The organism is Aquimarina aquimarini (genome assembly GCF_900299535.1).
Taxonomy (GTDB): Bacteria; Bacteroidota; Bacteroidia; order Flavobacteriales; family Flavobacteriaceae; genus Aquimarina; species Aquimarina aquimarini.
In genome coordinates this window covers 126,434-150,349 of record NZ_OMKE01000049.1, presented here as the reverse complement: position 1 = coordinate 150,349, position 23,916 = coordinate 126,434, and the positions used below count along the sequence as shown (strand labels likewise).

24 protein-coding genes are annotated in these 23,916 nt (G+C 32.3%); 10 read left to right on the top strand and 14 right to left on the bottom strand.

Going from position 1 to position 23,916, the window contains the following annotated elements:
• Positions 1 to 45 precede the first annotated feature (45 nt).
• From DG508_RS18300 to DG508_RS18235, 14 genes are all read right to left on the bottom strand, one after another.
• A complete protein-coding gene (locus DG508_RS18300; RefSeq protein ID WP_108869526.1) occupies positions 46 to 1,509 on the bottom strand; it encodes an alpha/beta hydrolase-fold protein in 1,464 nt (487 codons plus the stop codon).
• Positions 1,510 to 1,917: 408 nt separating this feature from the next.
• Positions 1,918 to 2,217, bottom strand: a complete 300-nt coding sequence (locus tag DG508_RS18295; RefSeq protein ID WP_108869525.1) for a hypothetical protein — start codon at positions 2,215 to 2,217, stop codon at positions 1,918 to 1,920.
• Positions 2,214 to 2,783, bottom strand: coding sequence for a DNA-3-methyladenine glycosylase I (locus tag DG508_RS18290; RefSeq protein ID WP_108869524.1), 570 nt, complete (start codon positions 2,781 to 2,783; stop codon positions 2,214 to 2,216). The genes DG508_RS18295 and DG508_RS18290 overlap by 4 nt, the downstream gene beginning before the upstream one ends.
• Positions 2,784 to 2,845: 62 nt before the next feature.
• Positions 2,846 to 3,334: a Crp/Fnr family transcriptional regulator gene (locus DG508_RS18285; protein ID WP_234859278.1), complete on the bottom strand. Its 489-nt coding sequence runs from the start codon at positions 3,332 to 3,334 to the stop codon at positions 2,846 to 2,848.
• Between the two features lie 215 nt (positions 3,335 to 3,549).
• Positions 3,550 to 4,164 (bottom strand): hypothetical protein, encoded by a 615-nt coding sequence (locus DG508_RS18280; protein ID WP_108869523.1) that lies wholly within the window; start codon positions 4,162 to 4,164, stop codon positions 3,550 to 3,552.
• A 121-nt stretch (positions 4,165 to 4,285) separates the two neighbouring features.
• Complete coding sequence (locus DG508_RS18275) at positions 4,286 to 5,491, bottom strand: CobW family GTP-binding protein (RefSeq protein ID WP_108869522.1); 1,206 nt, start codon at positions 5,489 to 5,491, stop codon at positions 4,286 to 4,288.
• Between the two features lie 676 nt (positions 5,492 to 6,167).
• On the bottom strand, positions 6,168 to 6,635 hold the full coding sequence (locus DG508_RS18270) for a hypothetical protein (RefSeq protein WP_108869521.1): 468 nt from the start codon (positions 6,633 to 6,635) through the stop codon (positions 6,168 to 6,170).
• A gap of 145 nt (positions 6,636 to 6,780) precedes the next feature.
• Entirely contained in the window at positions 6,781 to 7,119 is a 339-nt protein-coding gene (locus DG508_RS18265) for a hypothetical protein (protein WP_108869520.1), read from the bottom strand.
• Positions 7,120 to 7,194: 75 nt separating this feature from the next.
• On the bottom strand, positions 7,195 to 7,689 hold the full coding sequence (locus DG508_RS18260; RefSeq protein ID WP_108869519.1) for a hypothetical protein: 495 nt from the start codon (positions 7,687 to 7,689) through the stop codon (positions 7,195 to 7,197).
• A gap of 172 nt (positions 7,690 to 7,861) precedes the next feature.
• Entirely contained in the window at positions 7,862 to 8,389 is a 528-nt protein-coding gene (locus DG508_RS18255) for a DUF6933 domain-containing protein (protein WP_108869518.1), read from the bottom strand.
• 140 nt (positions 8,390 to 8,529) lie between these two features.
• A complete protein-coding gene (locus DG508_RS18250) occupies positions 8,530 to 9,648 on the bottom strand; it encodes an alpha/beta hydrolase (RefSeq protein WP_108869517.1) in 1,119 nt (372 codons plus the stop codon).
• A gap of 508 nt (positions 9,649 to 10,156) precedes the next feature.
• Positions 10,157 to 10,732 (bottom strand): molybdopterin adenylyltransferase, encoded by a 576-nt coding sequence (gene mog, locus DG508_RS18245; RefSeq protein ID WP_108869516.1) that lies wholly within the window; start codon positions 10,730 to 10,732, stop codon positions 10,157 to 10,159.
• 304 nt (positions 10,733 to 11,036) lie between these two features.
• Positions 11,037 to 12,089 carry a ferredoxin--NADP reductase gene (locus DG508_RS18240; RefSeq protein ID WP_108869515.1) on the bottom strand — a complete coding sequence of 351 codons (1,053 nt, stop codon included), beginning with the start codon at positions 12,087 to 12,089 and terminating at the stop codon, positions 11,037 to 11,039.
• 396 nt (positions 12,090 to 12,485) lie between these two features.
• Entirely contained in the window at positions 12,486 to 12,677 is a 192-nt protein-coding gene (locus DG508_RS18235) for a hypothetical protein (protein ID WP_159090919.1), read from the bottom strand.
• Between the two features lie 643 nt (positions 12,678 to 13,320).
• On the opposite strand from DG508_RS18235, the gene porW reads away from it, so the two are divergent.
• The 10 genes from porW (at position 13,321) to DG508_RS18180 (ending at position 23,900) form a co-directional block, all read left to right on the top strand.
• On the top strand, positions 13,321 to 15,963 hold the full coding sequence (gene porW / locus DG508_RS18230; RefSeq protein ID WP_328515283.1) for a type IX secretion system periplasmic lipoprotein PorW/SprE: 2,643 nt from the start codon (positions 13,321 to 13,323) through the stop codon (positions 15,961 to 15,963).
• A gap of 30 nt (positions 15,964 to 15,993) precedes the next feature.
• Positions 15,994 to 16,440: a bactofilin family protein gene (locus tag DG508_RS18225; protein ID WP_108869512.1), complete on the top strand. Its 447-nt coding sequence runs from the start codon at positions 15,994 to 15,996 to the stop codon at positions 16,438 to 16,440.
• Complete coding sequence (locus DG508_RS21395; protein WP_255412587.1) at positions 16,385 to 16,630, top strand: AtpZ/AtpI family protein; 246 nt, start codon at positions 16,385 to 16,387, stop codon at positions 16,628 to 16,630. Before DG508_RS18225 ends, DG508_RS21395 begins: the two co-directional genes overlap by 56 nt.
• A 580-nt stretch (positions 16,631 to 17,210) precedes the next feature.
• Complete coding sequence (atpB, locus tag DG508_RS18210) at positions 17,211 to 18,308, top strand: F0F1 ATP synthase subunit A (RefSeq protein WP_108869510.1); 1,098 nt, start codon at positions 17,211 to 17,213, stop codon at positions 18,306 to 18,308.
• 39 nt (positions 18,309 to 18,347) lie between these two features.
• Positions 18,348 to 18,536, top strand: a complete 189-nt coding sequence (atpE, locus tag DG508_RS18205) for an ATP synthase F0 subunit C (RefSeq protein WP_004569351.1) — start codon at positions 18,348 to 18,350, stop codon at positions 18,534 to 18,536.
• A gap of 97 nt (positions 18,537 to 18,633) precedes the next feature.
• The gene (locus tag DG508_RS18200) at positions 18,634 to 19,134 is read left to right on the top strand and encodes a F0F1 ATP synthase subunit B (RefSeq protein ID WP_108869509.1); all 501 of its coding nucleotides are present in this window, start codon (positions 18,634 to 18,636) and stop codon (positions 19,132 to 19,134) included.
• Positions 19,135 to 19,139: 5 nt separating this feature from the next.
• Positions 19,140 to 19,667: an ATP synthase F1 subunit delta gene (atpH, locus tag DG508_RS18195; RefSeq protein WP_328515282.1), complete on the top strand. Its 528-nt coding sequence runs from the start codon at positions 19,140 to 19,142 to the stop codon at positions 19,665 to 19,667.
• 75 nt (positions 19,668 to 19,742) lie between these two features.
• Positions 19,743 to 21,323, top strand: coding sequence for a F0F1 ATP synthase subunit alpha (atpA, locus tag DG508_RS18190; protein ID WP_108869508.1), 1,581 nt, complete (start codon positions 19,743 to 19,745; stop codon positions 21,321 to 21,323).
• A 124-nt stretch (positions 21,324 to 21,447) separates the two neighbouring features.
• Positions 21,448 to 22,308 carry an ATP synthase F1 subunit gamma gene (atpG, locus tag DG508_RS18185; RefSeq protein WP_108869507.1) on the top strand — a complete coding sequence of 287 codons (861 nt, stop codon included), beginning with the start codon at positions 21,448 to 21,450 and terminating at the stop codon, positions 22,306 to 22,308.
• Between the two features lie 254 nt (positions 22,309 to 22,562).
• Positions 22,563 to 23,900: a hypothetical protein gene (locus DG508_RS18180; RefSeq protein ID WP_108869506.1), complete on the top strand. Its 1,338-nt coding sequence runs from the start codon at positions 22,563 to 22,565 to the stop codon at positions 23,898 to 23,900.
• Positions 23,901 to 23,916 lie beyond the last annotated feature (16 nt).

The window sequence follows — 23,916 nt, the reverse complement described above, 5'->3', positions numbered from 1 at the left end:
TTTTGTTTTGTTAACTTGTGAAACAACCACCATTGTTGGCATATGTTATTGGTGTTCATTCAACCATTTTTTATAATTCTTTAATAAAAATTGAGTTCCCTCTTTTTTATATTCTTCTGTAAATAAGGTAAAGTGGTCACCTGCATAATATTCAAATTCTATATTAGCATCTATACTTTTCATTTCTTTATCTAATAGTTTGACGGCGTGGTGTAAATGAAAATTATCACTTGTGCCTACTGATATTCTGATTTTTCCATCAAGATCTTCTTTTAAATTGCTCCAATTGTCTTTTAAAATGATTGAAAGGTCATATCTCTTCCAAAGAGGAATCGCTTTCTTATTTATTTCTCCACTTGGAATATTTACCAATCTGATTCTATTTCCATCAATATCAAACCCTCCAAAAACAGCATCAAAAGAACGTAATTGAGAACCTCGGTAAATCACATTTTCTGTCCTGTAAAAATCTTTTGCACTTATTAGGGGGAATCTACCTGCTATAGTGACATCAGCTAATAAATTACCTTTTTCGTCATAAAACATATTGTTTGTTTTATAAATGTTTTTGTTTTGATAGTTTCTAAAATCTACTTGGTCAGGTGCACTTGCCCAAGCTCCTGCAAAAGTTTTTGGGTAATTAATTTGTAACCAAAGTGAAGTCCATCCCCCGCTACTATGACCGTGTAGTAAGAAAGCTCCGTTAGTTCTGTATTTTTGTTTTAATAAAGGAATAAACTCCTTTATCAGTGCATCTCCCCAAGGGCCGTTAACATCGCTATTGGCATAGGTAGAATGCCCCTCTTTGCAATTACCATCTAAATAAACGACAATTGTAGGTTGCTCCCCTAGCTGTTCTAAAAATGTATTTTGACCTGAGTGTAATTTGTAATTTGCCCCGAAACCAAAAATTGAAAATATGACTGGATATTTTTTATCAGGTTGGTCATAGTATTCTTTTGGTAAGCTAACTGCTGCATTAACAAAAATGTCTTCATTATGAAATTGACTTAAAAGATTTGATTTAGCACTTAATTCTTTTAGAAATTCAGTTTCATTAAACTTAATGGGTTGAATAACCTTATCAGCTTTTAACTTGAAGACCTTTTTAAAATCTTTGGTCAAATCAACTTTAATTGGTTCAGAATATAAGTTTCCAGAACTAGTGCCAATATTGGCATCTCCTAAATTCAAATCGAATACAGCCTGTACATAATATTCTCCTCGTTCAATATTTGATAATTCAACTGGATATGATACAGCATTATCATCAAAAATGATACTTTCATTAGATTTCATATTCTTGACTTTAACTCTAAAAACTGGTGTTAATTCAAGTCCTACAAAAATATCTTTCGGTGATTTATTTTCCTTTGATAGGTAAAGTAAAACATTGCCTGAATAATCCTCATGTATTAAACTTGAATCAAAACCGACTTCAAATATTTGTGCTTTTGCTTGGAATCCAATTATTATGAAGATGATACTTAAAATGTGAATTTTTCTCATACGAGTATTTTTAATGTTCGTTAAGATACATAGTTTACACAAGTTAAAGATTAGGTGTTTACACTAAATTAGTTTCTAACCTTGTTGATTGTTTTTTATTTCTTAGATGTTTTTTTTCAAAGAAATCTAAAAATACATCTCTATAAAAGACTTTCCAAATACCATTTCTAATATCTTCAATAGCAAGATGTTTACATTTTAAAGCAGTGGTTAAATAGACCTAGGAATAGGATTTACATCTAATAGCTCCACTTTTGGTTATTTTCAGGACTTTGTATTTAGTATCGTACTCAAAATTAGGGATTCTGTCTGGTAAAGATTTATTATAAAAATAATGAATAACAGCTGGTGTTTTCATTTCTAAAGCTTCATATGGTCTTATGTTATTGTATTTCTTTACAAAAGGGTTTATTCTGATTTTTGTAATGACTTTAAAACATCCATTGTTACAGTATCTAGTTTGATTAGTTCCAGCAGGTGCTTTAATGATTCTTTATCAGCCATTAGTTCATTAGAAAGATGAGCATTTTCTGTTGTATCCCAATAATAAATATCAATCCAATAGTCATTTTTATCTTTATATAAAGTTTGACTAATAAACCCTTCCAATTTTTTTAAGTCTGGAACCATTGCATTTACTGAGTCAATCATTTTTTTGTCTGAAACATTCGGTTTAGCCTTCCATTTTACAATCTCTAAAACACTCATTTTATATTTTTAATTTCGTTGTACCTAAAACAATCTATTGTGTGATCATTTACCATTCCTACTGCTTGCATAAAAGCATAGCAAATAGTTGTTCCAATAAACTTAAATCCTTTTTTCTTAAGGGTTTTACTCATTAAATCTGAAATTTCTGTTTTAGTAGGAATATCTTCAAAATTTCTCCATTTGTTTTGAATAGGTTTCTCGTTTACAAAACCCCAGATAAATTTTGAGAAACTCCCGTACTCTTTTTGAATTTCAAGAAAAGCCTTGGCATTTGTTATTGCAGAATTTATTTTTAGCTTGTTTCTTATTATTCCTGGGTCACTTAGTAATTTGTCAATTTTTGCTTGGTCATATTTAGCAATTTTATCCGCAACAAAATTGTCGAAAACTTTTCTGTAGTGTTCTCTTTTTACCAAAACAGTTGTCCAACTTAATCCAGCTTGAGCACCTTCTAAGATTAAGAATTCAAATAATAACCTGTCATCATAAATAGGAATTCCCCATTCTGTATCGTGGTACTGTTCTTCGAGTTTATGTTTTGTTGCCCAAATACATTTATTCATTATGAATTAGATTTAATAGCTTTTAAGGAATCCAAAATTATAAGTTCAAAAGGTTCCGTGCATTAATCTAGGTTAAGATTTTTAATAGATTTTTTACGATTACTTTTTACCTTACTAAGTGCTTCTGGAGTAATACCTAGGTAAGAGGCAATCATGAGTTGAGGTATACGTTGGGTAACATTTGGGTAAGTATGAATAAAGTATTCATATCGTTCAATGGCGGTAGCACTCATCATCATTACGATTCTTTTTTGCAAAGCATTTAATCGATTGAGTATCTTTTGTAAGTCTATTTTGTCTTCTTTCCCTTTTTCTAGAATAATAATTTCTGAATCTTCAAGAGCATCAATATATAATTCTCCTGGTTGCTCAGGAGGAGTATTATCTGTTATAATCCAATCTTCTGGCGCAAACATTAAGATATGTTCTTTACCTTTATTATCGATTGTGTAACTGCGCAGTAAACCTGATTTTACCATATAGATTTTAGTGCAGAATTGTCCTTTTTTCTGAAGTATTGTTTTCTTTTTTATTTTTTTTGATGTTATCAATATGAATTAATCTTTATTTTAAAGTGTGGTGAATGAGATACAACGATCTCGCCTATGGTTGGTACGGGAATTAAAATTACTGAACTTTTGGTTTTGCCTGAGCCAAAACTTTTTATTTTGTTTTATTTTTTTCTTTGTAAAAGCCAAACAAAATATTTGGCGACATTTGTATACACAATCTGGCTTTTAAATTGAGTACTTACCACTCTATTTGCTTAGTTATTGCGTAGTGTTTTTAATTCTGCGATGGTTTTTTCTAATCCTTGACTTAGTCCTTTTTCCATATTAAGTAAGTCAGATGTTGTTAATGTTATTATACCTATCACATCAATAACTTTTGTAGATGAATTCATATCTATTGCTTTGTTTAAAATTGATGTCCCAAAATCAATATAAGTATCTTGTAATTCATAAGAACTCGATATTTTTTGAATTAGTTCAATATCAAATTCTTTAAGTATTCCACTAATTTTAGCCCCTTCAAATGCCGTTTTTTGTAGCCTAGCAAATTGAAACCCTTTCCATCCTTTAATTTTATTGAATTGAAATTTATTATCTATTGCCAAAGGTGAAAATCTATTTTCATCTCTTAAAGAAGGAACTATACTGTCAATTTGGATTTTTAACTCTTCGTGATAATCAATGTACTCTTTCAGCAATTCTTGATTATACTCTAATTCCTTAACAATTATTTCTAGCATTTTTTCTTTGTCTGCTTTGGTCTTGTTTTCTGCATTTATATTGCTAAAATAAACTCCTAAAAAAACACCAAACGTTACAATGATTAATTCAATAAGGTATTTTAAAATATTTTTTGTGACTTTGTTCATTAAAGAGGGTTTGTTGTATGACACATAAGGTTTATGTATATGAAAAGAAATGTATGTCTACACACTATTTTTTATATAATAATTGATCTTAAATTTATACAATTCATTTTCATTTAAGCACTTAATTTACCATCTTTACTATGTTTTTTGGCCATGGGTCTTCAAATTGATGACCAGCACTCCAAAGTGCTATCTCTTTATCAGAAAGAAAACAAGATTCTAAAGCATCAGTAAATCGATCTACTTGTGATTCGTCTCCAATAACGGTTAGATCGCAATGACGATCACCAAAACGTCCAGATTCTTTTGCTAACATTTCCTTAAGCATAGTTATTTCCATTTCAGAAAGACCGTGGTTTTCATCTTCAACAATTCCTGATCGCCAAGATCCAATTATCTCCAAATTAATTCCGCCAGCTACTTGATTCCAGAGCATTGAATATTTATCTCGGCTTGCGAGCCAGAAAAACCCTTTACTTCGATAGATCCTTCGATCTAGGTACTCATGACAAATGTTCCACAGACGTTGTGGATGAAATGGACGATCATCTTTTATTACTCTGGTTGCTAAATTATAAGGTCTATCTTCTTGCTCTTCAGATGCTAAAACAGGTTTTAATTCCTCAACTAACTGAGCGACTTTAAAGTAGTCGTACTCTTGAAGTTCAAACAACGATTCAATGCCTAGTTTACCAAAGAGTACCGAGTGTGTAGAAACATAGGGATTTATGTTTTGAATGAATGATGCGATATGTGGTAGTTTATCTTCTTCTATTCGATCACTCTTGGTAAGAAATAGGTGACTGCAGAACATGATTTGTTCGACCAACAAGTTCACGGTATCTCGTTTTCCAGTCTTCAGGTTGTTTTGCAGCCTGGGGATTAGAGTTTCGCCATAGTTGAAGTCATGACTTAGCATTAAGCTGTCTACAAGGGCAAATACTCCAATAAGTTTAACTTTTGACTGTTCCTTGAAATATTCTACAAGTGGCATAGGGTGACAGCTTCCAGAGGTTTCAATAATGATCAATTCTGGATTTTGATTTGAGAGCAATTTTTGAATTGCTTGATCAAGTTTTTCTATCCCTTTTTTGCTACTTAGCACGCAGGAGTGAATGGATTCTAAGATACTGTTATCTTCTTCAACCGCATCAGTGTTTCCTAATAATTCACCGTCTACATCCAGTTCGCTCATATCATTTACAATGGCACAAACAGGTATGTTCTTTTTTTTTGATTGAGATAAAAAGTTTCTAAACAGTGTTGTTTTGCCTGATCCAAGAAATCCATTAAGGATGACAACTGGGATCTTTCTGGATGTATTCATTGATGTTTGTTTAGAATTATTAATGGTTCTTCGTTTTTATTTCTAATTTGTTAGATTGCATAGGTGTTCTTTTTTATAAGATACAATATAACAAATTAACAAATATATGAATTGGAGTAAAACAAGTATGCACGAATCAATCGATTAATCCGTACTGTTTTTGTTTCTTATTCGATTTATAAAAATTTAGGACGAACTACAAAAAGGAAATGACTTTTTAATCTAGTACTAAATTTTGCTTTGAATTCATGTATTATTTATTTATAGTTTCAATAATGCCTCCTGCTAATACTAAAATTGAAGCACCTAGGAATATGTAACTCCAAAGTCTATTTGAAATATAAAAAAAATGGTTATTCATTTCAATCCTTTGTTTTTCTCCATCGATTTCTATATAATCATAGCTTGTAAAATATGTCCAGATGAAAGAGATTAATAAACTAACTCCTAAAACAATTTGAAAATCATATTGATTAGAAAAAAAACTCCGATATATTCTTTCAGTAGCTCATTTAAGGTTATTGTTCCTAAAACCGAGACGAAAAAATATACGGGAATCAAAATCCCACGATTTTTATAAATGATTATCATTCTCTAATAGTTTTTTAAACTGGTTTGATTTATGGTTTTAGGATCCAACTCTTGAAAGTTCATTAATATCAGTTCCAATCTTTAATTAATTTATTGGATTTTTGTATTCAGTTTTAATTTCAGTCGGTAAATCACTATATTCAATAGCTTTTAAGTCAGTTTTTAAGCTCAAAAGTGTTTCCACCATAAACTTATCTAAGTCGGACGGAATTTCCATTTTACTATCTCTAAATTGCTTAATTAAAATATCTAAATATTCTGAAATTGTTTTTTGTCCATCAGCATCTAGGAACATTTCTTGATGCCAATATTCTATTGTAGTCATTTTTATTTTTCCGTTAGAGTCTTTTTCTAACAAAGAGATTTGTTCAGGATTTAACCAATTCCATTTTTTTACTCGAACAAAATATTTTTCCTTTTCAGAGTATGACTTAATAAAGTCAAATTCTGGCAAATCTTTTTTCTTTTTTAAAAAGCTAAACATATTAAATTCGATTGATTTTGTTTTTTTTAAATTACTTACAACAATAAAAATACTATTATTTTTTATCATACTTATTGTAAGAAGTAACTGTAAAGATTAATGCTGGTGAATATTTATAGTTACTCGTTGTGTGTTTGATTTACCAGACTTTTATGGTGGGTGGTGTGTGAGGCGCAATGGAGGTTATTGAACAGGTATAGACGATTGTAATACGTTATTTTTTCAGTTTTATATTCTTCAATTTTATTTTAAACATTAATTCATTGTCAATTTCAATAAGCTCTCCTTGTTTATCATAAAATTCTATAAAAGCAGTTTTGTTATCAATCAATTCTATAACAGTTCCAGTTGTACCAATTTCAATTCTATTATCGAGTTGCTTTTTTAAGGCTACTTTTTTGTAAAGCCATTTTTTTTCAATTCTTTTTCTTTCTACTTCGTTTTTTGGAATACCGAAAATCAACCCTTTAATCCAATCATACATCATATTCAACATACCCCAGATTCCACCAATAACCCATTCTAAAAAGATTTCCATAATTATTTCACCCATTTGTATTTCATTATTTGAGATAGCTTGGCAATGTGTTACGTAGTGATGGTTATAGGTGATTGCAGTAGTTGTTTTTTATTTAACTACTTTGAATTGAGTACTTAGATATAATTGTTTCCATTCTCCCTTTTCATAATTTCCAACTTTAAAATTATAAGTTGATTCATCAATATATTCCCACATATCTGTTACAGTCGAAGTTCCATAAATATATTGATATACGATATTTTTACCTTCAGAAAAAACGTTTCCTTTGGTCAGTCCACCGAAAATATCAAATTCCCAAAATTTTATGCTTTCAGTAATTTTATCATACTGTCTTATTCCGTGATTTCTCAGTCCTAATTCAGTTTGTTCTTTATTGATGAATCCAATAGATTTTGCAATGACTAGTGTACTATCCAAGGAATAATCAAATCGAATTTCTTGTTTGAATTTTTTTCCATCTCCCCAATTTCCATCTGCTTTCCATGCTTTTCCTACAAGATTATCAAATATTGCAAGGTTAGACTTTTGAGCATAAGTCTCGGCTGAGAATAACAGAATTAATATTAATATAAAGTTTTTCATAACCGTGTGTAACAATAAAATACAGCCACCATAGCACTTATACTTATTTATAGTAAGAATAAAAATACTATTATTTTTTTCATTTATGAATCCTAAATTGGTCAAGGAATGCTTTAAGTAGTTGTTGTTGGTTGTTAATCAATGGTGAAACCTTGATATTAGATGCTCTATGTTATTTGGTCATAATTTTTTTTATTTCTCTAATCGAATTGGTATAGTCTGACATTTTTTGTCCTTTGCCAATATGAATGGGGCTTGTATTCATTCTGTTTGTTAAATCGTTAATGGGCATATTTTCTAATTTTCCGTAACTATATTTCCACAAATCCAATTCGTAAAGTCTCTGATTTTGAAATCCAGTAGTGCTTCGGTCATTATCGGTTGGTAAGAAATCTATATTGCCAATAATTGACTCTATGTTTTCAAACTCCGTTATTATTCCATCATACATTAGTTGGGTGTAAAATGCGTTTTTAAAGATGGATTCAATGTTTTTTAAGTCAATCGCTTTTATATCTGTCAAGATTACATTGTATTTTGTCAATCCATTTGTGAGCAACCAACATTTTTTTCGATCTACATAGAAAATAGTAGCGTTCCACTTTCCAAGTTTTCCGCATTGCTCATTCTTATTGATTGAAATAAATTTTTTAATCAATTTTTGAAGTTTCTTTGTGGTATGTATTTTAGTCCGTGTCAATAGTGTAGTATGTTTCTTGTATGATGTGTTTTAATACATTTTTATAGAGTATTGTGTTATACATACTTTTTCTTTTTACTCAGTTTAGAGTTCTTACTTGTTACAATAGAACCATACATCTTAATTCTTAAATGTACTTACTATTGATACAAATGTTTTTTGAAGAAATTAACGATTACATTAAAGGCTTCTTTAGATTCTGGTAATTCAACATTCTCTGTAAATACATGCCCTACACCTTCCCATACATGTAGATCAGCTTCTACCCCAAGCTTCACCAATTGGGTATGTGTGTAAATGACAGAACTCATATGAAAATCACGAGTTGAAACAATGAGCAAAGATGGTGGGAATTTTGAAAGTATTTTCTTAGAATTTAATGGGACTAAAAGAGGGTCGTCAAAATCTGGATCAGATCCATAGTAAGGCTCAAAAACAGTGAAAGGAGCGATTCCGTGATGTCCTTCTATGGCAGAAACAATGTGCATTGTATCTGTTTTTGGTCTTGGCTGGGCTGCTGCCATGCCGATCATTCCTACAGCGCCAGGACTCGGAAGGTTTTCTTTCTGAAACCATGCCAATGCTTGTGAAACCAATTGCGCACCAGCTGCTGTTCCATAAATGCCAATATTTTGTGGTTTATATTTTTCTAATAAAGATTTGTATACAGTAGTAACATCTTCACTAGCTGCAGGAAATTGATGTTCTGGTCCCATTCTATAGTCAATACTAATCACTTTTATCCCACTTAGGGCTGCAATAGGAATGGACTCTATCCTGCTTGCTGTTCGAGAGTCAAATTGAAATGCACCAGAATGTAAACTGATTAAAACCTTGTTTTGGTTTTCTTTTGTAGTACCTTCTTTAGGCATAAATACTTCAGTGTAAACCCCATTTATGGTATCGATTTTAATATCAACAGGATATCTCTCAATGGTTTTTTTGTATAATGGTGTCGTATAAAAGTGAGAGGCTAAACATTCTCTGTGTTGTTTTCTTTCCTTAAGACTGGCTCCTTTTTTTGGAGAAGGACAAGCACGTTGCATTTCATTCAACGCTTTGATTTTATAAGCACGGTGTTCTTTTAGAATACTCTTGCTTTCATCACTTAAGAACTGTGATTCTGGTAAAATAAATGAAGGAACATGAATTGTGCCGTTTTCTTCAACAAAATGTTTTTGTTCTTGTGGTTGTTTTTTTGAGCAGCTCCCAATGATTAGACATATTACTAGTAGTAGAATACTGTTTTTTTGAATCATTATGTATGATTTAATGTGTTTTAGTTTGCATGCTAATAGTGTGTAGTTTTTGTGATGTGCAATGGTTTGATTAAACTGATTTTTAAGGCAGTTAAGGTTTTATATGTACACGGTATTGTTATTTTTTAGTTACCTAAGATATATAATTCATCTAGAGGGTGCAAATCTCTGGGGGATAAGGTTAAAATATTGATAGATAGGTATAAAGATTACTTTAAAATCAGAAATGATGAGTTCTTCAGTAGGTGTGGTAGAGATCAAATAAAAGAAAATATCTTTATTTAGGAAGATCTCTAGAGCTACAAGTTAGTTCTGGAGAAGTTATGATACTTATTAGGGAATGAATTGAGAATAGAAACGTCTCACAAGTAAGGACTGAACAAGAAATTCACCCCCAAGGAGCTTTACGAAATAGTCCATGCTTAAAGTACAATAAAAGGCGATGAGAAGATGGCTTATCAACCGTTAAAAGACCAGTTTATATGATGGTATGAAAATCATACTCTCCTCAATCATGGGGAGGGCTATCTACTCGACTAGTTGTGGGTTTTAATTTTTTCTTTGGCCTGAATGGCTTAATTACATCTTCATTGCATTTTAAGAATGGTCCATCCATTAGGTCAATACAATATGGAACAGCAGGAAAAACTGCATCTAAACATTCTCTGATTGATTTTGGTTTTCCAGGCAGATTAATAATTAAACTAGTACCTCTGAGTCCAGCAGTCTGTCTTGAAAGAATTGCGGTCGGTACGAATTTTAAAGATTCTGCCCTCATAAGTTCTCCAAAGCCAGGCATCATTCTATCACACACATTTTCAGTTGCTTCTGGTGTAACATCTCTTCTAGAAGGGCCTGTGCCACCAGTTGTAATCACTAGACAACATTTTTCATGATCAACCATTTGGACAAGGGCCTGTTCAATAATTTCTTGTTCATCTGGCACTATTTTATATACTTCTTTCCATTTTGAAGTTAAATAATCATTTAGAGTATTTATAATTGCTTTTCCACTTAGATCTTCATAAATACCCGCATTGGCTCTATCGCTTACGGTTAATATTCCTATTTTGACTATTGACATATTTTTCGTTACTTCATTTTAGGTTCTTCTATGGACATTTGTAGCTTGCAACTAACGGTTTATTTATGAGGTATGAGGCCCGTTTGAGTAGTATATCAACCACTAATTTAGTGAAAAATTCAGTGTTATTATTGAAATATTCTACTTTCAATTCATTAACATTTCCAAATTTATCATAAGAAATAGGAGTAAATCTATTTGTCATTTCTAGAATATGGTTATTGTTATGTAACAAGATAAAAATTTCTTTTTAGAAACCATTTCTAGCGAACCCCTGTGAGAGATTTCGATATTCTAGAATTGTTTATACATCATCAAAATCAACAGTAATAGTTGCAGTAGTAGGGTGTGCCATACATGCTAAAACGAATCCTTCTGCAATTTCAGTATCGGTGAGAATACTGTTTTTTTCCATCACAGCAGTACCAATCGTAATTTTACAAATACAAGAACTACAAACACCTCCTTGGCAGGAATAAGGAGCATCGATATCCTCTTCTAGAGCGGCATCTAAAATGGTTTTTTTCTGATCCATGGTAAAACAGAATTCCTCATCATCCACCAATATGGTTATATTGGATTTACCATCTAGATTGGTGTCTATTTCTACGGTTTCTGCACTACTGGTAAATAATTCAAAATGAATATCTTCTTTTGGAGTGCCATTTTCTGATAGTATAGAAGAAACAGTATCAATCATTTCCTCGGGACCACAAAGGTAAAATGAGGAGAAGGAAAGATCTTTATATTTGTTTTTTAAAATATAATTTATGGTTGGTTTTTCTATTCTTCCAAAATGAGCATTATCCTCGTGGCTTCTACTATAAACAAATTCTATAAATAAACGGTCAGCATACTGTTCTTGTAATTCTGATAGCTCTTTATAAAAAATAGTTTCTTGTGGTGTCTTATTACCATATACCAATACAAAGCGACTATTGGGTTCTTGCTTTAAAACAGCTTTGATCATACTCATTATTGGGGTAATTCCACTACCTGCAGTAAAGGCTCCATAGGTTTTTTGTACTTGGGAATTGGTTGTGAGCAAAAAATTACCTTGTGGTGGATGTACCTCTAGTATATCACCTTCTTTCAATTCATTATTAGCAATGGTAGAAAAAGTACCGTTGGGTATTTCTTTTACTGTTACTTTGAGGGTATCACATTGGGGAGCACTGCAAATAGAGTAGGCCCTTCTTACTTCTTTTCCTTGCACCTCTGTTTTTATAGTGATGTATTGTCCAGCGGTAAAGGAGTAGGTGTCTTTTAAAGCCTGCGGAACATCAAAGGTTATTGAAACTGCGAGAGAGGTTTCTCTAGTGATAGTGCTGATAGATAGTTTATGGAAATCTGACATTGTAATTTTTCTAAAATATTAGATTTGAATCATCAAATCATGAAGTTAAACAACTCCCATGATTGATTGTCAAAGGTCTTATTTCTTTAATTTTTGACAAAAATAGTAAATGCAATAAAAGTAGCTTGATTTTATAGTAAAATTAGAGAGTAAAATATAAATTTTGCTTCTCAAAAATGGAAACCAAAGATGAGGTTTCTATTTATTTTTTTACTAAAATCAAAGCAATAGAAATCACTTCATGAGAAAAAAATGAATGATTATAGTATATAGACAGAGTAGAGTATAGAAAAAAATGAGTTCAATACCCTAATTGTTTTAAACTATTTTCGTTTTGAAGTAGGCACAAAAAAAGAATGCTACTGCTGTGGTCAAAATATAATTAGTATTACATGATTAACTCCAGCAAGTGCCACCAGGTTGTAAACCAGGATAAGAATCCAAAAAGCATAACTCTGTAGCATAACAACATCCTTGTCCACCAGGGCAATCCCTATGACTGGTACAAGGTCTGTGAGCACCGCCAGTAATGCTTTGCTGTTGTTTTTTGTTAAGTACTTTCCCTAGTTTTAACAATTTTGATTTCATAATAAGAGTTTTAAGAGGTTTTACCTTAAACATTTATAGACACTCAAGGTGTGAGTCTAATTGATTTGTGTAAATAAATATGACAATGAAGTTATCAAATAATATTTATATAATCCCAAATTATGTAATAGATTTTCTAAAACATAATTTTGGTTAATGGGAATAATTGCGATTTTCTAAATAACGTGACATATAACAAATTATTTTCTTTGATAACATTATTTAGACTCTCTTGATTGTGTTAGATACCTTATCTATTTACACCTTACAGAAAACCAGTAAAAACATCACGATATTCATTGGTGGGGATTTTTATGCTACCACAAAACTGATATTCTATGTCAGTTCTATAAGTAGCATGAATATTTGCAACACAAGAATAGCTTCCTCTGAGTTTTAGATTTAATTAGGTATAATAATTTTTAAGTAGAAATAGCAATTAGGAATGGTATAAAAAAGATGTTTCTATTGTTAATAAGTCAAACAATGCTCCTAAAAACAATAATTACACATAGAAAAATATGTTAATAACCCGTTTTTTACTGAAAGAAATGTATTTTTACCCTGTATATTCTGTTTTTATGCAAAGTAAACACACTAAAAAGCTAGTTTTTTAGTTATCACACTTATAAAAATATCTGGTTTGGGAAAAAAAATATCACAAATCTCCTTAGTGTTACTTTTAGTTATGGTAGGGTTGGCTTGTTCTCGTAAGAAAAACAAGTTTGTAAATCGTGCATGGCATGATCTTACCACAAAAAATAATACCCTATACAATGGCCGTTTGGCATTTGATAAAGGTAAAGAAGACATTATTCAGTCATACAATGATAACTTCTGGGAGTTACTACCAGTAGAGCGTATGATTGTAAGTGAGGATGTAAGGCTTCCCAATGAAGTTCTAAATCAAAATTTTGACAGAGCAGAAGAAAAAGCAGTAAAAGCAATACAAAGGCATAGTATGCTTATTGATAATAAGGAGCGTAATCCTAAAATTGATGAAGCTTTTTTATTATTAGGTAAAGCCCGCTATTTTGAGCAACGTTTTGTTCCCGCCTTAGAAGCATTTAATTATATCCTTTATAAGTATCCAACTAGTAATACAATTAATCATGCTAAAGTTTGGAGAGCCAAAACAAATCTTCGTTTGGATAATAATGATAAGGCTATAGAGGATTTAAACAGGATGATAGAACAGGAGTTTATGAAACCTCAGGATTATGCAGATGCAGTTGCAATGATGGCTCAAGCATATATAAACCTAGAAAAAAAAGACACTGCTGTTACCTATATTACTAAAGCCGCAGTACATACCAAAAAAAATGAAGAAAGGGGTAGGTATCTATATATAAAGGGGCAATTGCTCAATGAATTAGGGTATAAAGATAGCGCAAACTATGCCTTTGATCAGGTTATAGATCTAAACCGAAGGACACCCAGAAAATATATGATGAATGCCTATATGGCCAAGGCAAGAAATTTTAATTATGAGAATGGTAATAAAGAGGAGTTTCTAGAATTATTGACAGATCTAGAAAAAAATAGAGAAAACAGACCGTTTCTAGATAAAATATACAATCAAAAAGCAGTCTACTTCAAAACCTTGGATTCTACTGACTTGGCAATAGAGTATTATAATAAATCATTACGTACAAAATCTACAGATAAATATCTGGAGTCAATCAATTATTATACACTAGGAGATATAAGTTTTGATAGAAAAGAATACGCTGTTTCTGGTGCATATTATGATAGTACACTACAGAGGATGGTAGTAAATTCAAAAAGATATAGGGTATTAAAGAAAAAACGAGATAATCTCGAGGATGTTATTTTATATGAAGGGATTGCCAGAACCAATGATAGTATTCTTACTGTAGTAGCAATGTCTCCAGAAGAGAGAACAGCCTATTATGCAGCATATACAGACAAGCTCAAGAACAAAGCTATTGAGGCAGAAAAAGCGGCAGAGATAGCCAGAATAAAAGGAGAATTACCCGCAGAGCAGCGATATAGACAACCAGGGTCGGGTTTTACAACTGCTACCAAAGGGCCAAATGCAGGAGAAGGAACGTTTTATTTTTATAATCAAACCATAGTGGCTTATGGTAAAACAGCTTTTAAAAGAACATACGGTAATCGTGAGTTGCAAGACAATTGGAGGGTCTCAAGTATTGCAAATCCAAGTGCCGTTTCTACGGTAGAGGAGAAAAAGAAAGAAGAATATTCGATAGATAAAGACCCAGCATTTGATCCTCAAACATATGTAGCTCAATTACCATCTGATCCAGTTATTCTAGATAGTTTAAAGACTGATCGTAACTTTGCATACTATCAATTAGGGGTGATTTATAAAGAAAAATTTCAGGAGTATGGCTTAGCTATCGATAAATTTGAAGGTTTATTGACAAATGATCCCGAAGAACGTTTGATTGTTCCTTCAAAATACAACCTATATAAGATTTATGTGTTGCAAGGTAATACCTTAAAATCTAATGAATATATGCAGGATATTATGAATAATCATGGAGAATCTAGGTATGCAAAAATCCTTCAGAACCCTAATCAGGAATTAGAGGATGACCAGAATAGTTCAAAATCTATATATAATAAGTTGTATAGAGATTTTCAAAATCAGCAATATGCATCTGTCATAAGAGATAGTGATAGAATGATTATAAAATTTGGAGGTGATGAAGATTATTTACCAAAATTTGAGTTGCTTAAAGCGCAGGCGATAGGTAGGTATAGAGGATTTCAGGCTTATAAAGAAGCTCTCAATTATGTGTCACTAAATTATCCCCAAAGCCCAGAGGGTAAAAAAGCACAGATGATTTATCAAATCACGATCCCTCAAATACAAGACAATGTATTTTTGACTGCTACAGATGAGTTAGATAATCATAAATTAGTTTATACTTTCTCTACCTTTGGAGAGAATCAAGCGCAAGCTCTAAAAGAGAATATCGAGGCAATTATTAAAGAATTAAGGTATGATAAAATGAAAGTTTCGCTAGATGTGTATACTAAAGATGAGCAATTTGTAGTTGTGCATACAAATGGTAATAGACTAGTAGCAGAAGGACTGGGAGAGTTGCTGTCACTTGGTAAGACAGAAGATACCAGGGGAGTAGATTTAACAAAATGGGATAGAAAAAAGAAATACCACGAAAAAGTAGAGAATTCCTATTTTACAATTGCTTCGCCAAATTATAGGATAGTTCAGATTCATAAGAACCTGAAAGACTATGATCAAAAAGGACTCGAAATAGAAGAAACAGAATAAATTAACCCCCTTTAATATAATAACTATATTATGTTTTCAGACAACAAAAAAGGAAGAGACCAAGGTAGTTCAACCGATTTCTCTCGTAATCAGAACAAAATTTCAGAAGGAACCAAGATCGTAGGTGATATAATCTCTGAAGGAGGTTTTAGGATAGAAGGTACCATAGAAGGAACATTTAAAACAACGGGTAAAGTAGTTGTTGGACAATCTGGATTTATACAAGGAACATTAGAATGCTCTGATGCTGACTTTGAAGGTAAATTTTCTGGTAATCTTAATGTGACAAATACACTATCTTTAAAACCAACAGCACATATAGAAGGTGAAGTTACCGTAGGTAAGCTAGCCGTTGAGCCAGGAGCAAACTTTAATGCATCTTGTTCTATGAAAGGTGGTGTGAAATCTTTGAGTAAGCCTAGTGAGCAAAAATCAGGACAACCGCAAACAGCGCAAGGACAGGGGAAATCAGCTTAGAAAATTTGCTAAATTCACCACAATAGGAATCCAAATGATGGCTATCATAGTTGGTGGGCATTACCTTGGAATCTATCTAGACGAAAAATTAGGACATCAAGTGCCATTCTATAGCAAATGGGTAGGTATGGGTGCCGTTTTTTTGGCAATAACATCAGTGATTTGGCAAGTAATAAAAGAATCTAAATAATAAGTGTAGGTTATGCAAAATAGTATCTTTGCCATAACCTACACTTTATTGTTATTATTCAATGGTATATAAAACAGTTATCAAACCCTTAGTAATTCTAATTGCTACAAGTATTATTTTATATTGCATACATAATTTTGTTATTGCAAGTTATATTGAACCCTCTTTTAAGAGTTTTATTCACAAGCAACATTTGTTTCTACTCATAGCAACCCTCTTCGTTTACGGGTCTTCATTGATAGTTTATAAAATTAGTCCCAAAAATACTGGATTTGTTTTTTTAGGATTATTAATGGCAAAAATGATTATCGCAGGATTGTTTATATATAAGCTAGAATGGCTAGATGACCCAAAATCAATGCCTAGTCGATTGATTTTTCTTATTTTATATATAATTTACTCCATTGTTCTGGTTTATATTGTATCTAGACTACTTAAAATATTTTCTGATAATTCATCATCATTATAGACATTCCTATAAAAACAGAAAAAAACTAAAACTCTATACGATTATTACTAATTAATAATGTACTTTTGCACCCAAATTCAGACGGCATATAAAAACATCAGAATTTAGGAAATGAAAGTATTTCAAAGATCTCTCAAGTACGCAATGATATTGCTGCTTATGTTTACAGGTACGGTAGTATGGGCTTCATCAGGAGATGAGCAACATAAATCAAAGGGTAATCCTATTGATACCAAAGAAGAAATTGACGCTTATATTAGGCATCACTTACAAGATTCTCACGATTTTATTTTTTACACAGACGGAGAAACAGGAACCCATTATGGATTTCCGCTTCCAGTTATTTTGTGGGATGGAGGAATTAAGACATTTATGTCTTCAAAATTTCACCATGGAGAAAGCGTTGCAGAAGTAGGAGGTAGCTATTATAAGTTATACCACGGTAAGGTTTATAAAACTGATGCCGAAGGTACAATTACACTAGATGATCATGATCATCCAACAAATGCAAAACCATTAGACTTTTCTATTACAAAGAGTGTAGTAGGAATGTTATTTGCTGGTTTGCTTATGTTGTTGTTGTTCTCTGCATTGGCTAGAGGGTATAAAAAAGGGCCAATCCCTTCTGGGTTTGCAAGAGTTTTAGAGCCATTAGTTATTTATGTAAGAGATGAAATTGCAAGACCTAATATAGGAGAAAAGAAATATAGAAAATATATGGGCTTTTTGTTGACTGTATTTTTCTTTATTTGGATTTTGAATCTGTTAGGGTTGACACCACTAGGTTTTAATGTTACCGGTAATATTGCGGTAACAGTATGCTTGGCGTTGTTTACATTCTTTATTGTGCAGTTTAGCGGTAATAAAGAATATTGGAAACATATTTTCTGGATGCCAGGAGTACCTGTGCCAATGAAAATTATTTTAATGCCAATTGAGGTGTTAGGGATGTTAACCAAACCTTTCTCATTGTTGATTCGTCTTTTTGCTAATATTACGGCAGGGCACTTTGTGGTAATGAGTTTGATAGGGTTAATGATTTTGTTAAAAGCTCAGTTTGGTGCAGTAGGATCAACAGGTATTTCTTTAATATTAACATTGTTTATCTCTGTTATAGAAATATTAGTAGCGTTTTTGCAAGCCTTTATCTTTACAATGTTATCATCATTGTTTATAGGTATGGCTGTAGCAGAACATGATCACCATTAATATAGAAAAAGAATTTGTTTAATTATATAAATCAATAGTATGTACAATTTAATTGGAGCAGGATTAATCGTAATCGGAGGAGGAATCGGATTAGGTCAAATTGGTGGAAAAGCAATGGAAGGTATTGCTCGTCAGCCAGAAGCAGCTGGAAAGATTCAAACTGCAATGATTATCATCGGAGCACTTTTAGAAGGTTTGGCTTTTGGAGCATTAATCTTAGGGAAGTAATCCTAGACAAAACAAACATTTTCCTGCAACGGTTGGTTGCAGGAAATGTTTACAAGTAATTAAACAAGAATATATAAAAGATAATAATTAGTACACAATGGATCAGTTATTAAATGATTTTTCTCCCGGATTGTTTTTTATGCAGGCAATCATCTTATTGATTCTTATTTTATTAATGAGAAAATTTGCTTGGAAACCTATTTTAAATAGTCTACAAGACCGTGAGGATGGAATTCAAGGAGCATTGGATGCAGCAGCAGAAGCTAAGAAAGAAATGCAAAACCTTCAGGCGGATAATGAAAGAATCCTAAACGAAGCAAGAGCAGAACGTGATAGCATGCTTAAAGAAGCTAAAGAGCTTAAAGAAAATATGATTACTGATGCAAAAGTAGAAGCGCAAGCTGAAGCTGATAAGATCGTTGCAAAAGCACAAGCAACTATTGCTAGTGAGAAGAAAGCAGCAATTGCAGATCTCAAAAATCAGGTGGCAGGCCTTTCTGTTGAAATTGCAGAGAAAGTAGTAAGAAAAGAATTATCTGGCAAAGACAAGCAATTAGAATTGGTTGAAACTATGTTAGAAGATGTTACTTTAAACTAAACTAAATGAGTAGAGCAGCAATACGTTATGCTAAGGCAATCTTGAGCTTGGCTCAAGATAAAAATATAGCCGATGATGTTCAGAAGGATATGCAAGGTATTATCACTACAGTTGGTGATAGCGCTGAACTCAGAATGGTATTAAGTAGTCCGTTGATTAAAAATGAAATCAAACTTGCTTCATTGCAAGAGATTTTTAAAAATACAAACGAGATTACACAAAAGCTTTTTGATGTGTTAATTGATAATAAGAGAGTAGCTATATTGGCAGAAGTGGCAAAACAATATACTATTTTACACGATCAACTTAATAATACTCAAATAGCAAAAGTTACTACAGCAATACCTTTGGATGAGGAGATGAATTCCAAAGTTTTGGCTAAGATAAAAGAGCTTACAGGTAATGAAGCTACTATCGAGAATGTAGTAGATGAAAGCATCATTGGTGGATTTATTCTACGAGTGGGTGATTTGCAATACAATGCTAGTATCGCAAACAAGCTTACAAACTTAAGAAGAGAATTAAGTAATTAAATACATACGTTTTAAAATATAAATTTAATAATATGAGAAAGAGTATTCAAGCTCTTTCTTTCAAACTATTATAAAATGGCAGAAGTGAATCCTGCTGAAGTATCAGCAATATTAAAACAACAATTATCTGGATTTGAGGCTACGGCTTCACTAGAAGAAGTAGGTACTGTATTACAAGTAGGTGATGGTATCGCCAGAGTGTACGGATTGTCTAATGCTCAATACGGAGAATTAGTACAATTTGATTCTGGTTTAGAAGGTATCGTTCTTAACCTTGAAGAAGATAATGTTGGGGTAGTACTTTTAGGTTCTTCAACAGAAGTTAGAGAAGGTGCAACAGTAAAACGTACACAGCGTATTGCATCTATCAATGTTGGAGAAGGAATCGTAGGGCGAGTAGTGGATACATTAGGTAACCCTATTGATGGTAAAGGTGCAATCGAAGGTGAAACTTTTGAAATGCCATTAGAACGTAAAGCACCAGGTGTTGTTTTTCGTCAGCCAGTAAATGAGCCTTTACAAACAGGTATCAAGTCTATTGATGCGATGGTGCCAATAGGTAGAGGGCAACGTGAATTAGTAATTGGTGACCGTCAAACAGGAAAAACAACTGTTTGTATTGATACCATTCTAAATCAAAAAGAATTTTACGATGCAGGTGAGCCAGTATATTGTATCTATGTTGCAATAGGGCAAAAAGCATCAACAGTAGCTGGAATAGCAAAAGTATTAGAAGATAAAGGAGCATTAGCATATACAACGATAGTGGCTGCAAATGCATCTGACCCTGCACCTATGCAGGTATATGCACCATTTGCTGGTGCGGCAATTGGAGAGTATTTCCGTGATACAGGACGTCCTGCATTGATTATCTATGATGATTTATCAAAACAAGCAGTAGCATATCGTGAAGTATCACTTTTATTACGTCGTCCACCAGGTCGTGAAGCATACCCAGGAGATGTTTTCTATCTTCACTCTAGATTATTAGAGCGTTCTGCAAAAGTAATTGCAGATGATACAATTGCAAAAGATATGAACGATCTTCCTGATTCTTTAAAGTCTAAAGTAAAAGGTGGTGGATCATTGACGGCATTACCAATTATTGAAACACAAGCAGGGGATGTATCTGCGTATATTCCTACCAATGTAATATCTATTACAGATGGTCAGATATTCTTAACATCAGATTTATTTAACTCTGGAGTACGTCCTGCGATTAATGTAGGTATCTCTGTATCACGTGTGGGTGGTTCTGCACAGATTAAATCAATGAAAAAAGTAGCAGGTACATTAAAACTAGATCAAGCACAGTTTCGTGAATTAGAAGCTTTTGCTAAGTTTGGTTCTGATCTTGATGCAGCGACATTGAATGTGATTGAAAAAGGAAAACGTAATGTAGAAATCTTAAAACAAGCACAGAATGATCCTTATACTGTAGAAGATCAAATTGCAATCATCTATGCTGGGTCAAAAAACTTGCTTAGAGATGTTCCTGTGAATAAAATAAAGGAATTTGAAAGTGATTATATAGAATATCTAAATGCAAAGCATAGAGATACTCTAGACACTTTGAAAGCTGGAAAATTAACTGATGAAGTGACTGATGTGTTAATTTCGGCTTGTAAAGAAATTTCAGCAAAATATAAAAATTAATAAGGAGTAAGTTGTATTGGTGAGTATACCTCACCAATACATAGCTTCAAGAGTTTAATATTAGAAAAGTATGAGTTTACATAGTAGCACACTACTTATTACTCAATACTCAATACTATAAACAATGGCAAACTTAAAAGAATTACGTAGTAGAATTACCTCTGTATCTTCAACAATGCAGATTACCAGTGCTATGAAAATGGTATCTGCCGCAAAGTTGAATAAAGCGCAGTCGGCAATTACTGCAATGAGACCTTATGCAGATAAACTTACAGAATTGTTGCAAAACCTGAGTGCTTCACTAGACGGTGATAGTGCAAGTGTATATGCAGAACAACGTGAGGTAAATAAGGTACTTGTAGTAGCTGTTGCTTCTAATCGTGGTTTAGCAGGTGCTTTTAATACCAATATTGTTAAAGGTGTAAGAGAGCTGTATGAAAATCAGTATGTGGGTAAACAAGTTGATTTTGTTACCATTGGTAAAAAAGTGAATGACGTTGTATCAAAAACACATACAGTAATTGCAAATAAAAGTGAGTTATATGATGACCTTACTTTTGCTAATGTTGCTACAATAGCAGAAGAATTGATGGAGCATTTTACCAAAGGCTCGTATGATAAGATTGTAGTTGTTTACAATAAGTTTAGAAATGCAGCCTCTCAAGATGTAACTACAGAACAGTTTTTACCAATTGTTCCTGTAGAAAGTGATCAAGAGGTAAACTTGGATTATGTTTTTGAACCTTCAAAAGAAGAGATTGTAGAAGAATTGATTCCAAAGTCGCTAAAAACACAATTGTATAAGGCTATTCGTGATTCATTTGCATCAGAACATGGAGCACGTATGACAGCAATGCATAAAGCTACAGATAATGCTACAGAGCTTAGAGATGCACTTAAGCTATCTTATAACAAGGCACGACAGGCTTCTATTACCAATGAAATCCTTGAGATTGTCGGTGGTGCAGAAGCACTTAATAACTAATATTATATACTAATGATTCAAGCCTAGGCTGAGTTTATTATAATAAATAATCAAACCTCATAAGTTCTCTTATGAGGTTTGTTGTTTTGTTATGCCATTTTCATTTTAGAAGGAATATATTCTTTTTCAATAGTTTTAATTCATAATTGTAGGATCTCTTAAAAAAATAATTCATTTATTAGGGTAACATTTTCTTGCTGAATGACATTCTATATATAGTTAACAAAGATTAATTTTTTTAGAAGGAATATTTTATGAGAAAAATAGTAAGTGTTTTAAGTATATTTTTATGTGTTTTGATAACATCATGTGGAAGTGATGATGATGGACATGTAATTGCACCAGTATCTGAAGTAAGTAACATTGGGGCTGAAGTAGTAGAAGGAACGATGGTAAAGCTTTATTGGGAGTATCCAACAGATAGCCCAGCTTCTTTTGAAGTTGTGGTCAATGATAAAGTAATTGCTAGTAAAACGACAGAGAGAGTGATTGAGTTTGATGTGAGTGAATTTATTACATTATCCCAAACCAATGGAAAAAATAGTAAAGAAGTTTATGCAAAAGGATCTAACTTAGAGTTACTCATCAAAATTAAAACCTATAATAGTGAGGGTGAAATTTCTGAAGGAACAGAGTCAAAGAGAAATGTTTTTATAAACAGAGCACCAGGAGAATTTGCATTTGAGTATATCAGATTTGATGCGAATTCATACGATTATATTGATATCAAATGGTCTCCTGCGCAAGATGCAGATGCAGATATTTTATCATATGATGTGTATCTTAATGATATATTGATTAGAGAGGATTATATTATTGGTTCAGACGACTATGATGGATTTGGAAAAGCATATTATTATAGTGATTTTTCAGATCTCATCAATGATGATATTGTCATAAAAGTGGTTGCAAACGATAGGTCAGGAGGAGTTACAGAAATAAAAGAAACGTTTAATTTTAAGGCAACAGATATTGACCTAGGAGTATTAACAATACCGTATGAAAACTCCATAGATTTTTCAATGTCAGGTAAGGAGCCAGATCATAGATTGGGGTATCTTTTTTCAATAACTGAATCAATTGGGTATTCTTTTTCTTCTGTAGCTAATATTTATTTTAAATTGTTTGATAGTTACGGGAATTATATAATAGGTGGTTATAGTAATAATATTTCAGGAATTAATTTAGGAGCAGGGTCATATTATTTGGAGGTAGTAAATGAATACGGTTATATTGATAATGGAATAAATGGGACATTTAATATGACAATGCAAGACCCTACATTATCAGATATAAATTTAGGTGCTCTTTCGGCTCCATATAACAATTCTTATAATTTTACTACTACATCTGAAGTAGATGCCAAAATTGCTTACCATTTTAGTGTTAGTGCACAGGCAAACTACAATTTTGAGATTATATCAGAAGATTACGATGACTATATTTATCTGTATGATGGTGCAGGTACTTTACTTGGTAGTAGTGATTATTCTGCTTTAACTGGTGCATTGAATGCAGGTGCGTATTATATTGAAGTTGCAGGGTATAGTAATTATACAGGAAGTGGAATTTTATCATTTGATCTGCAATAATTTTAGAACGTTTTTT